The sequence below is a fragment of the Rothia sp. L_38 genome (genome assembly GCF_050689125.1).
Taxonomy (GTDB): Bacteria; Actinomycetota; Actinomycetes; order Actinomycetales; family Micrococcaceae; genus Rothia.
On sequence record NZ_JBOEQD010000006.1, the window covers coordinates 185578 to 196854 of the forward strand.

An 11277-nucleotide genomic window follows, 5' to 3' on the forward strand; every position below is an offset into this window, starting at 1 on the left:
GGTGCTTGCAGGGTGCCTATCGCGGGCTCTGGAGAGCGGCTTTGCCCAGCGGCCCTCTTGCTCCTCGCCTGGGGGCTCGTCGCAATTCACGCCAGCCCCGGAGCCAGCTGGGCGCCAGCCGCCCTCCGTCGCCCGCGGGTGCGGGCGCGCATCGGCAGCCAACTGGCTGGGGCTGGCATGAATCGCGCGCGAGCTTGCGAGCCCGCGAGAAGGTTAGTTGGCAGAGATGCGCGTCCGCACCTGTATCGGTGATTAGCCGACGGGGGTGAAGCCGGCTTCTTCGATGGCGGCTGAGACGGCGGCGGTGTCCAGGTCGCCGGTGTGGTTGATGGTGACGGTGGATTCGCCGTCCTTGACCACATCGACCTCGACGCCGGTGACGTTCTCAATTTCTTCGATTTCTTCGCGCACGCTCATGGCGCAGTGGTTGCAGGTGAGGCCGGTTGCTTTGACGATGGTTGCTGACATGGGTTTTCTCCTTGTGGGTGTGGGGCGCGGACGCCCGTACTTGGGTTGGCGGGAGCCGGTTGGCTCCCTGCCGGGTTGGGGTTCTAGCTCTTGATGAGGCGGGTAATGGCGGCCATGGCCTCGCTGATTTTGTCGTCGAGGGGGGCGGTGTCACCGGTGGCTTTTGCCTGGGTGGCGGCGTCGACGACGCAGTGCCGCACGTGGTCTTCTAGGAGCTGGATGGAGACGCTGTGCAGGGCCTTGTTGATGGCGGAAACCTGGGTGAGGATGTCGATGCAGTAGACGTCCTCGTCGACCATGCGCTGGATGCCGCGTACCTGCCCCTCAATACGGCGCAGGCGCTTGAGGTAGGCGTCCTTGTCTGCGGTGTAGCCGTGGTGGTGTTCTGCCTGGTGGGTTGCGCAGTGTTCTTCGCTCATGTCTTTAACATATACCCCCTGGGGGTATTCCTACAAGAGGGTAAAGCCCCGAATGTCATCGAAATTTTCATAGGTGTGGGCAAAGAACGCACTTATGAAACTTTTGATTACACTCAGCGCCACCGGCCGATACTAAGCGCCCTGTTAGACTGGTGCTATGGCTTCTTTCATCGAGGATTATGCCCTGCTCTCAGACATGAACACCGGCGCGCTGGTTTCCCGCACCGGTTCCATTGACTGGTTCTGCGCCCCGCGCTTTGACTCCCGCGCGGTCTTTGCCGCCCTTCTGGGGGAGCGGGAGCACGGCCGCTGGCTGCTGGCCCCCCTCGAATCGGTCAACCCCGCCCCGGTGGAAGAGATTCGCACGGAGCGTTCCTACCGCGAGAACACCTTTATTCTGCAGACCGTCTGGTTTGTGGGGGACGCGTCGGTGCGCGTCACCGAGTTTATGCCGCTTTCGGGCGGCACCACGATTGTGCGCAACGTGGAGGGTTTGACCGGCGAGGTCACCATGTACCACGAGCTTGCCCTGCGCTTTGATTACGGCAAGACGATTCCCTGGGTTACCCGCTATGAGGGGGTGGACGCCGCTGGCGCCCCCGACCCGTCCGCCGACATGCTGGTGGGGATGGCTGGCCCTCATGCCCTGGTCTTCCGGGGCGATTCCCTGCCCGAGGGTGATCCCGAATCTAAGGCCGAAACCTTCACCGTTTCTGCTGGTCAGAGTTACACTTTCACCCTGTCTTACTTTGCGTCTAACCACAATCCGCCTGCCCCGGTGGACTACCCCACGGCCCTGACCTACACCCAGGAGCAGTGGCAGGAGTGGTCCGATCTCTACAGCCCCGCAGACTCCCTCCCAGAGGCTGAAGATGAGGACGCCGCCCCCGCCTACCTGCCCGAGGGCGGGCAGGTGCCCACCGGCGTCCGCGCATCTGAGCAGGCAGAGCAGGTGCCCGCTACTATTTCGGCGGTGCGCGAGGTTGAAGAGCTGGAAGAAGCTAAGACCTCATCAATCCTGCTGGAAACCGGGTCCAACACCGCCGCCCCCGAAGTCGATGAAGCCACCTACCATGAGCTAGCCCAAACAGCTGCGAGCCAGGTGGTTGCCTCCACCGCCGAGGACCACCGCGAAGAGGCCAACGCCCGCTACCGGGAAGCCCGCCTGCGATCCCTGCTGGTCCTGCGCGCCCTGATTTCCCGTGAAACCGGCGCCCTGGTCGCCTCTGTGACCACCTCCCTGCCCGAAGTCATCGGGGGTAAACGCAACTACGACTTCCGTTTCACCTGGCTGCGCGATGTCGCCATGGCCATGGACGTAACCCTCACCCACGGCCACGAGCGTGAGACCGCCCAGCTGCGTAACTGGATCCTGCGAGCCCTAGCCAACAACCCCCGCCGCATTCACGCGGTCTACGGCCTGGCCGGCGAAAAGGACGACATCGAGCGCCGCCTTGCCCTGCCCGGCTACGAGGGGTCCCAGCCGGTGAGAAGCGGCAACGGATCGGGCGACCAGTTCCAGGGGGACGCCCTGGGCCAGGTGCTCGTCACCTTCGCCAACCTGCGCGAAGCGGGCGTAGCAGAAGACCACCTCTCCTGGCCGATCCAGAAGGCCCTGCTCAACGCCGCCACCGAACGCATTGGCGACACCGACCGCTCCATGTGGGAGACCTTCGGCGAACCCGCCGTCTACACCCACTCCCAGGCCATGCTCTGGGCAGCTTTCGACGCCGGCGTTTCCGCCGTGCGCGACTTCGGGCTCGATGGTGACGCAGCCACCTGGGAACACTGCCGTGACGCCGTTGCCGATGAAATCCTGAGCCGCGGCTTCAACGCCGACCTGGGCTGCTTCGTCTCAACCTACGGCGGCACCGCCGTGGACGCCTCCCTGCTGCAGCTGCCCCAAATCGGGCTCGTAGACTGGGATGACCCCCGCATGCTGGCAACCGTTGAACGTATCGAAGCGACCATCCGCCACTCCTCGGGCATGATTTACCGCTACGACAACTCCGACTCCCAAGACGGCTTTGAGGGGCAGGACAACCCCCACTTCATCTCCTCCCTCTGGCTGGCAGAGCAGTACATCCGCTCCGGACGGGAGGCGGACGGACGCACCCTCATCGACACCGTCCTGGACTGCGCCAGCGATCTTGGGCTGATGAGCTCCGAGTACGACTTTGAACAGCAGCGCCTCACCGGCAACTTCCCCCAGGCCCTGGCCCATATCTCTCTGATCCGGGCGGTGGAGGCGCTGGGGTTATAGGCAGGCCCCGCCCACCCCTGGGTAGGTACCATCTAAATCAGAAAAACCCACGAACCAGGTGGGTTTTTCTGATTTAGATGGTCTTTTCTGGTTATGCACACCGTCCAGGGCGCCCTAGAGCAGCTTGTGCGCCGCCTCCACCAGAATCAGCACGCCAAAGACCAGGAGCACTGACCCCGCGATGCCGTCGATGACGAGGGTGGCGCGCGGGTGCAGTAGCCACTTCATGGCCAGTGAGGCCAGCGAAATAATGAGGGTAAACCAGAGCACGTTAATGCCGCCGTGGATGAGGGCTAGCAGGCTTCCCATGATGAAGGGTTGCACGCTGGCGACCATAAAGGGCGGCACACTGGCGATGTAGAAGACCGCGATTTTGGGGTTGAGAATGTTGGCAATGAAGCCGGCGAGAAAATCCTTACCCACCCTGTGTTCGCCAGCGGGGGTGGGGGCGTCCGCTCCGTTAACTCCGGGTAAGGACGCCGCGGGTGCGGGCAGCGAGGCCAGGGCGGCTTGGTCGGTTTTGAGGGCGGTCACCTGTCCCCAGCGCTTGAGGTTGAGCAGGAATTTGATACCCAGGTAGATCAGGTAGAGGCCCCCGGCCACGGTGATGAGGTCAAAGACCAGGGGAGCGGCTGCCATGAGCACAGCTAGGCCGGTTGCGGCGGTAACGCCCCAAATGAGCAGGCCCGCGGTGATGCCAAAGACACAGGCGTAGGCGCTTCGTCGTCCGCCCGCGACCAGGGAGCGCAACACCAGGGCGGTGTCTGTGGCCGGGATAATCGTGATGAGGAAAGCGATGCCGGCGAAACCCATGAGGGCCTGGGTGAGAGTCATGGACTCCACTGTAAACTAGGGGTAAACCCGGTTCAATTCCATGAGTTCAAACAGTATTCATGGGATTTATCAATGAATTGGAGTGAGTGTGTACGACTCCCGCCGCCTCGAAATCTTCTACGAGCTAGCCCAGCAGGGCTCCCTGGCTGCTGCCGCCGATGTGCTGGGCTACGACCCCTCAACCGTCTCAAACCACCTGGCCAAACTCCAGGCTGAGGTGGGGCATCGGCTCTATGAGAAGTCCGGCCGCGGTGTGGTGCTCACCCCGCGCGGCCTGGAACTTGCCGACTATGCCGGGCAGATTCTTTCGCTCATGGAACGTGCCCACAATGCCATGGCCAGCGAAACCAGTCTGGCCCCGCGAACCCTCAAGGTGGCGTCCTTCAACTCGGCAGCCCGCTACATGGTGCCGCGGGTCTTTGAACTGCTCGAAGAGCGCGCCCCGCATCTGAGCCTGGAGCTCACCCAGTTGGAGCCCCAGCGCTCTATCGCCGAGCTTGCCCGGCACCAGTTTGACCTGGTCATCGCCGAAGAATACGAAGGACGCCCGGTGCAGCTCCCCGTCACCCTGGTGCGGCGGGAGCTCTGGGAAGACCCCATCGTGCTGGTGGCCCCGGCGGCTATGGTGCCGCCGCAACCGCTCGATTCTCTTGCCTGGGCTGAGAGCGCCCCCTGGTGTATGGAACCTCCGGGAACGGAGCTCAGGGCCTGGTCGGACGCCTATCTGGCCGACGCCCATATCGCACCCCGACCGCGGTTTATCTCAACCGACCTGAGCTGGCAGCTGCACTCGGCCTACGGCGGCTACGCGGTAGCCCTGCTGCCCCATTTGGTGCTTGATGGCATCTACCGGTCAGAGGTCCCGGCTCCCAACGGAGCTGAGCCCTGGCGGCAGGGGGTCCGCACCGGAAACCTGTGGGTGAGTGAGCCCCTGGGCCGCCGCCGGGTTTTTGCGGTGCTTCGGGCAAGTTCGGAGCAGGACGCCGCCGCCCGCCTCCTCGTTGATATTCTGCGGGAGCTGAACCCGGCGTCATCAATGTGAAAATCGGCCGTCATTGCTAACCATGATGGTCATTTTCACCATGATAGTCACCATGATTTTCGCTATGAAGCTTGGGTCTGCCTGCCCCAGCGGGCGGCCTTGGCGGCGCAAATCATGAGCTGCACCTGGTGGAAAATCATGAGCGGCAGAATGAGGGCACCCACGGCTCCGCCCCCGAAAATTACCGCTGCCATGGGCAGGCCGGTTGCTAGGGACTTCTTCGAGCCGCAGAACTGCACCGCCACCCGGTCGCCGTAGCTAAAGCCCAGCTTCTTTGAGACAACCCCGCTGAGCCAGAGCAGGAACTCCACCAGGGCAATGGACAGAAGGACCAGGAGCAGAATCTGCCAGGGGCTAATGCGGGTCCAGATGCCCTGCACAATGCCGTCCGAAAAGGCCGCGTAGACCACCATGGCAATGGAGAGGCGGTCAACGTGCTTGGTCAGCTTGTTCTTGGCAATCTCACCCACCCAGCGGCGCAGGAGCTGACCCAGCACGAAGGGCAGGAGCAGCTGGAGTGCGATATCACCAAAAACGGAGCCTGAGATGGTGAGCTGATCGCTCTGCATCAGCAGCATGACCAGCAGGGGAGTGGCTATCACACCCACGATATTCGAGGCACTCGCGCTAACAATTGCCCCGGCCACATTGCCTTTGGCGATAGAGGTGAAAGCCACTGAGGACTGCACAGTGGACGGCACCAGGGTCATAAAGAGCAGGCCCAGGTAGAGCTCCCGCCCGATAATGCCCTGCACGGGGTAGAGGGCTAGGCCGATGAGCGGGAAGATGATGTAGGTAAAGCCCAGAATGGTGCTGTGGAGCCGCCAGTTTTTCAGGCCCTGCAGGGCTTCTTGCGGTGAGAGCCGGGCGCCGTAGAGGAAGAAGAGCAGGCCGATAGCGATTTTGGTGGCTACGCTGAACCCCTCGGCGAAGTCCCCGCGCGCCGGGAAGATAATCGCCAGGGCAACGGCGAGCAGAATCAGGGTAATCAGCGGGTCGGGGCGCCAGGAGCGCAATTTCTGGGGTAGGGCCATTTAGCCCATTCTACTCTTTGCCTTTTTCAGCCTCGTACCACTTAGCGCCGCCGCGCGCGGCCAGAACCAGGGCAACAATACCTGCGATAGCGTAGAGAAAACCCATGGGGATCACCTTCTTCGTTGAGGGCTAATAAACCCCACCCTAACCCATGCCTGTGATGTGGGCAATAGGTCGGGGTGGGGTTTTCGGGCCGAGGGTTAGCCCTGGTCAGTGGGCGGGCTGTCCGGTGCGGACGCCGGGCGCTCACCTTCCCGAGGTGTAGCACCCGGGCCACTACCGGCGTCCTGACCCTGCTGCTCAGGTGACTGGCCAGGTGCCTGCTGGGGGCCCTGCGGTGAGGGGGCACCGAAGCCGTTCCAGGGAGTGCGCTGGCGGTACTGCGGGGGTACCCAGCCGGTGTAGAGCATATCGCCCACTGTGCGGTCGCGGTACTGGGCGGGGCGGCGGTAGGTGGTGTTGACTGAACCCCAGTGCTGGTTATCGGCCCGCTCGGGGTAGGTGGCCAGGTGGTCGGTGGCCTGTAGGGGGTCGGCCCAGGCTTCGGCAGGCTCTGCCGCCGGAATCATGGACAGCGGGTAGGGCGGGTTGTTCTTGGGTCGCCAGATGAGGCGGCCGGGTTCGGTGCGGTCGCGCAGGGCATGGGCACGCCAGGTGACCGGCGGGTGGGTGGATCCGATGTTCGCGAACCAGGTGAAGAAGCCGCGCTCGTAGACGGCCCGGTTGGCTAGTTCGTGGAAGTTCACGTCGTTCATCAGGTACTTGCCAGCGGCGAGTACTGTGGTGGTGGTTTCGGCGCCGTCGGGGGCGTAGCGGTAGCCGAAGTTGTCGGCGGTGTATTCCTGGGTGCGGGAGAGCAGATTGCCGAGGATCGGAATCTGCATGAAGAAGCTGGTGAAAATCAGGCGGAAGTAGCTGACGTGGCCGGCGGCGATATGCCCTACCTCGTGCCCGATGATGAAGCGCAGGGCTTCGGGGTTGCGGGCTGCGCCACCGATTTCGAAGAGGTCGGAGTAGATGGCGATGAAGCGGCGGTGCCCGTGGCCCGAGGCGAAGGCGTTGATTTGGCCGTTGCCGAGTACGACGTAGGCGTCGGGTACGCGGCGCAGGCCGGCGGCGTGGGCGGCTTCAACAACCATCTGGTAGGCCTCGGGGAACTGGGTGGGGGTAATGCGCACCCCGCTGAGGCGCAGCTGGCCGTACATGGCACCGCGGACGAAGAAGATGCCCAGGGGCAGGTAGATGGCGATGGCGATGAGTTGGCCGACCAGGTTACTGATTTGGTAGTTGACGAAGTCGTCCCCCAGCACGCTGCTGAAGAGTGAGTAGATGAGGTAGATACCGCCGCCCACGTAGAGCATGATGGTGAGCGCGTAGGCCATGACGACCAGGGGCAGTTCTGCGGGGTGGCGCAGCGCATTGAGGAACTTGAAGGGCAGCAGGGATTGGAAGCCGAAGAGCTTGGGCGCGGGCAGGGGTGAGAGGGGCCGCTGGCGCGTATCTTCGGGTAGCCAGCCGCCGCTGAGGTCGTTGGGCAGGGGCTGGGTGAGGCCCTGCTCCTTGCTGTGAGCGGACGCCTGTGGGCCGGGCTGTTGCGGGTAGGGCGGGGTGGTGCCGGGGTTGTTCTCACTCATGCGATTTCCTGCTGGTTAGGCGGTGTGTTCTGGTTCCACAGTAGCAAGAAAAGCCTGATGTTTCAGATGGACTTGACTCGATATTTTATCTTGTGATATTAGATTTTCACCTATTTTTTAAAAAACGTTCTTAGTTTGAGTTGTCGTATGGGCAAGTAGGAAAATGACTGTAGTAAGCAAGAAAAGGATTTGAAAAAAATATTTTTTTTGCATGGCTTGGTGGTTTACTAGGGAGTGTAAGATGCTAAAAATATTTAAAATTAGCATGGGCACTATAAGGAAAGGAGCAAAATATGAGACTATAGTCCCTATTCCCTGCACGTGGATGAGGAGAGGGAGACCTTCTTTCTTCGTTTGTTTTATCATGGGGAAAAATCCTTTGCTGATAATGATTTGGGCCAGCAGAGTTTATGGTGAAGCTCTGCTGGCGCCGGAAAATGGTGAACGTGAGTCTGGAAAACACTAATTCATTGAGCGGCCTTGTCTATAAATCTAGCTCTAAAGAACAGAACAGCTCGTATCCTGGGTAGTTATTCCATTGATGTAACCGTGCAGGCGAGCACACAGGTTTTGCGCAAGTACTCCATTCCAAACAATACTAAATGAGTAGTTTGCCATCATATTGGCTCGTCTGGTAGCTACTATGTGGGAGATATGTGTACCTGAATTATTGAAAGAATATGTAGTACCGGGTAGGGAGGTGGACGCATAGTGGTTAAGTATTTCTGCGCTTACGACTTTGCCCCGATGCTCACACCATCTTCCTTCAACGGTAACAGTTCGAACTCTTTGGTTGAAGGCATTGTAGCCTCCGCTGGTTGCAGCACCGCTTCTGCAGTAGGGTAATGTGGCCGAGGGGGTGAAAGGGGCTCCTGCTGGTAATGGTTTTTCCCCTGCTGTGTAAGTCTCCCAGTGTGCTAGTGGTGAAAATTCAACAAATGTTTCTTTCTCGTGTGTAACAGTAGTATATTTATCCACGGCCATTCTCTCAGTGGCGGTGAGTTGGCTGTAAGATAAACTGGGATTAGGACTATTCGATAAATCCTCAATCAATTTTAGTGTTTCTGCAGTATTCGGGATGCTCTGATTGTCAATTGACTGTATTTCGCTAATCATGATTTCATTCGGAAACTCCGAACTTGCTTCCGCTGCTGTGGCGTCACTTATAGTGAAGGTTGTTAATAATACTGCGGTAGTGGCAATAAGTTTAGAAACAAATTTAGTTTTCACCTGAGGTACTCCTTGAGTGCTTGGTCAGCCGTCTTTGGCTGAGACTTGGGGATCAAGAGTGAGTTCTTGTGCTTCTGACTTTAATACCTTGGTTAAATCCAGTCAAGAAGTTATCTAAAAAAAGCCGATACGTTTTTCAAGAGTTTCCTCGGGGTGCCCCTAGCCTGGCGAATCTTGCTACCTGGATAGAAACGAAAAGCGGGGTTTCTTTCGAACTGCGGATAGAATCACCGCATGTCGAAAGAAACCCCGCCCTATCAGCGGTGAGGCCCTAAAATTTAGGCAACCAGAGCCTCGGTGGCCTCAGCGATAGCCTTTTCCTCGTTGGTGGGAACGACCAGTACGGGGATAGCTGAGTCCTCGGTGGAGATGAGGCGGGGCTCATCGCCGCGTACCTTGTTGGCTTCGGCGTCCAGCTTGATGCCCAGGGCGCCAGGTCTATATAAACCCTTGTTCAGCTGCGACTTCCAGGTATTGGAGGAAGCCCACATCAGTAATGTCACCGGGTCTCATGTAGGGGCCTTCTTCGGGATCTTGTGGGCGTTTGGTTGGGAAGCCTATCCAGCCTCTAAGGTAGCGATCTAAGCTATTGCCCATACCACGGGAGCCGTACATTTTATAATCAGTGATACGCCCATTTTCTGCCATGAGGATGAGCGAGACTCTGTGTCCCAAACTGTGTTGAGCTGAGATAATGCGGTATTCAAGAGGAATATTTGAGTTGCATTGATCGAAGAGTAACTGCATTTTCCATTCTGCAATTTCAGCTCTTTCTTCTGCGGTTTCGGTATATCCTCCGTCGAATATTTTATCTGTTTCGTAAGTATCTAGGGGCCAGGATATTGTGTTGAGCGTGATGGGGTGAGTGATGGTGTATAGGGAATCTACTGTGTCTGCTCGTATTTCTTCGTCATGGTGGTAGCCGTCTGGTTCCATATAGGCAAGGGGGAGTTGGTAGGCACCGTATTTTTCTTCAAGGAGAATGTAGATCTCTTCTTTGGTGGGTTGTTGGGGGTTAGCTTTGAGCCAACGGCTGAGCAGGTTTGTTTTTTCTTCTGCTGTTAGCAAGGTGTTCCTCCTCGTGCAGCGGTTCCGTAGAACATGTGGGAGCCCGGTGACCTGTGAGCAGGATGGTAGTGGCAGTATTTTCCAGTGCCATTTCTATCACGCTCTGGGCCGATAGCGTCTTGATATCGTACACTGTACGCAACTCTGCCAGCGCCTGCCTTCGTAGTTGACCATACGTTTTTTCCGGCTCTTGCCCATGAGATTGATTCATTAAATGTCATTCCGTCGCCAATCCAAAGGCCGCCATTATGGAGGGTAGCTTTGTAATGTGCGGGAGGGTTTTTCTTTCTGCGTATGGCCTCTTGAATTTTGGGTATAGCTTTCTCTGCTGCTATATAGGTGACCCCAACAACCACAATAACTGCGCTAGCTACAAATAGAGCTTTTAATGCAGCTCCGAGTGAAGGTACGAGAACTAGGGCTAGTGGTATCGCGTCGTAGGTGGCGTAGTCTGACCGGGACTCATATGATTCACCAGTTATTGGGTCGTATAGCGTGAACCAAATAAGTTCTTCATTGAGTTGATGAATTTCGAGAAGATACTCTGAATTATCAATATTTTCATTATCGCTCTGAATTGATACCTCATGAACTCCTGACGAAACATCAATATCGATTTCCTGAGTTAATTCGCTGCTGTCAGATAATTCGAAGCTTGTTTCTAGCGATATTTTATTTTCGCTAATGTTTATTGATTCGAGTTGTTGCGAGCTTTTTCTTAGTTCCTCATCTATCTCCACTTCAATTTCCACTTCTTTTGTGGGTGTAATATAGAACGGAGAGTGCTGGTTGCTTGTGGCAAGTGATGGCTGAAGACCGCTTAGGGTAATAGTAAGAATCAAAGTCATTACTGTTATTATACGTTTTTTATTCATTGTTTTTCCTCTCGATATCTTGAATCGTTAAGCAGGGATGTGATATCTTTCTTATGTAGATAGCTCTCTGCTAGAAAAATACCTGCATTTGCGACAGCAATCGATGTTCCAGTTGCTAGACCTGTTTCATTCTGTGCATTTACATATTTAACTTGTGTTCCCGGGAAAAATATATCAATCTGACCGTTTGAGTTGTATATCGCAGGTTTCCCTTTTTCATCGAGTGCACCAACTGACCAGACCCCTTCTAGCGCAGCGGGATACCCTATTGGACCTCCAATATTATTCCCTGCGCTAGCAAGTATTGTCGCCCCAGAATCTAGCAAACATTTGGTCACCCTTTCCAGGTCTTTACTTGAATTACTCATTGACATGGGTAGGAGAATTATATCTGGGTCGGTTAAGCAGG

The 11277-nt window shown here is 57.4% G+C and carries 11 protein-coding genes and 1 pseudogene; 2 read left to right on the top strand and 10 right to left on the bottom strand.

Annotation, left to right across the window (positions count from 1 at the left end):
• Positions 1-252: 252 nt before the first annotated feature.
• Positions 253-468, bottom strand: coding sequence for a heavy-metal-associated domain-containing protein (locus ACRCJM_RS06530; protein ID WP_237241966.1), 216 nt, complete (start codon positions 466-468; stop codon positions 253-255).
• A gap of 83 nt (positions 469-551) precedes the next feature.
• Complete coding sequence (locus ACRCJM_RS06535; RefSeq protein WP_431464274.1) at positions 552-887, bottom strand: metal-sensitive transcriptional regulator; 336 nt, start codon at positions 885-887, stop codon at positions 552-554.
• Between the two features lie 157 nt (positions 888-1044).
• Here ACRCJM_RS06535 and ACRCJM_RS06540 point away from each other — a divergent pair, with 157 nt between their 5' ends.
• Complete coding sequence (locus ACRCJM_RS06540; protein ID WP_431464275.1) at positions 1045-3150, top strand: glycoside hydrolase family 15 protein; 2106 nt, start codon at positions 1045-1047, stop codon at positions 3148-3150.
• A 114-nt stretch (positions 3151-3264) separates the two neighbouring features.
• Here the strand turns inward: ACRCJM_RS06540 and ACRCJM_RS06545 are convergent, their stop codons facing one another.
• Positions 3265-3984 (bottom strand): LysE family translocator, encoded by a 720-nt coding sequence (locus ACRCJM_RS06545; RefSeq protein ID WP_431464276.1) that lies wholly within the window; start codon positions 3982-3984, stop codon positions 3265-3267.
• Between the two features lie 88 nt (positions 3985-4072).
• Between ACRCJM_RS06545 and ACRCJM_RS06550 the strand changes: the two genes are divergently transcribed.
• A complete protein-coding gene (locus tag ACRCJM_RS06550) occupies positions 4073-5026 on the top strand; it encodes a LysR family transcriptional regulator (protein WP_431464277.1) in 954 nt (317 codons plus the stop codon).
• A 62-nt stretch (positions 5027-5088) separates the two neighbouring features.
• On the opposite strand, the gene ACRCJM_RS06555 is transcribed toward ACRCJM_RS06550, so the two are convergent.
• The 7 genes and pseudogenes from ACRCJM_RS06555 to ACRCJM_RS06585 form a co-directional block, all read right to left on the bottom strand.
• Positions 5089-6060: a bile acid:sodium symporter family protein gene (locus tag ACRCJM_RS06555; RefSeq protein ID WP_431464278.1), complete on the bottom strand. Its 972-nt coding sequence runs from the start codon at positions 6058-6060 to the stop codon at positions 5089-5091.
• Between the two features lie 201 nt (positions 6061-6261).
• Complete coding sequence (locus ACRCJM_RS06560) at positions 6262-7695, bottom strand: M48 family metallopeptidase (RefSeq protein ID WP_431464279.1); 1434 nt, start codon at positions 7693-7695, stop codon at positions 6262-6264.
• 498 nt (positions 7696-8193) lie between these two features.
• Positions 8194-8925, bottom strand: a complete 732-nt coding sequence (locus ACRCJM_RS06565; RefSeq protein ID WP_237186751.1) for a hypothetical protein — start codon at positions 8923-8925, stop codon at positions 8194-8196.
• Between the two features lie 278 nt (positions 8926-9203).
• Positions 9204-9371 (bottom strand): annotated as a pseudogene (locus ACRCJM_RS06570) (acetate kinase); the annotation flags it as partial.
• Positions 9364-9993, bottom strand: coding sequence for a hypothetical protein (locus tag ACRCJM_RS06575; protein WP_237186753.1), 630 nt, complete (start codon positions 9991-9993; stop codon positions 9364-9366). The gene ACRCJM_RS06575 and the pseudogene ACRCJM_RS06570, both read right to left, overlap by 8 nt.
• A complete protein-coding gene (locus ACRCJM_RS06580; RefSeq protein ID WP_237186754.1) occupies positions 9987-10868 on the bottom strand; it encodes a hypothetical protein in 882 nt (293 codons plus the stop codon). Before ACRCJM_RS06580 ends, ACRCJM_RS06575 begins: the two co-directional genes overlap by 7 nt.
• Positions 10865-11277: S8/S53 family peptidase (locus ACRCJM_RS06585; protein WP_431464280.1), on the bottom strand; the 413-nt coding region annotated here is incomplete at its 5' end. The genes ACRCJM_RS06580 and ACRCJM_RS06585, both read right to left, overlap by 4 nt.

Coding starts and splice junctions, on each gene's coding strand:
- ACRCJM_RS06530 (WP_237241966.1), bottom strand. CDS start 468: ATGTCAGCAACCATCGTCAAAGCAACCGGCCTCACCTGCAACCACTGC.
- ACRCJM_RS06535 (WP_431464274.1), bottom strand. CDS start 887: ATGAGCGAAGAACACTGCGCAACCCACCAGGCAGAACACCACCACGGC.
- ACRCJM_RS06540 (WP_431464275.1), top strand. CDS start 1,045: ATGGCTTCTTTCATCGAGGATTATGCCCTGCTCTCAGACATGAACACC.
- ACRCJM_RS06545 (WP_431464276.1), bottom strand. CDS start 3,984: ATGACTCTCACCCAGGCCCTCATGGGTTTCGCCGGCATCGCTTTCCTC.
- ACRCJM_RS06555 (WP_431464278.1), bottom strand. CDS start 6,060: ATGGCCCTACCCCAGAAATTGCGCTCCTGGCGCCCCGACCCGCTGATT.
- ACRCJM_RS06560 (WP_431464279.1), bottom strand. CDS start 7,695: ATGAGTGAGAACAACCCCGGCACCACCCCGCCCTACCCGCAACAGCCC.
- ACRCJM_RS06580 (WP_237186754.1), bottom strand. CDS start 10,868: ATGAATAAAAAACGTATAATAACAGTAATGACTTTGATTCTTACTATT.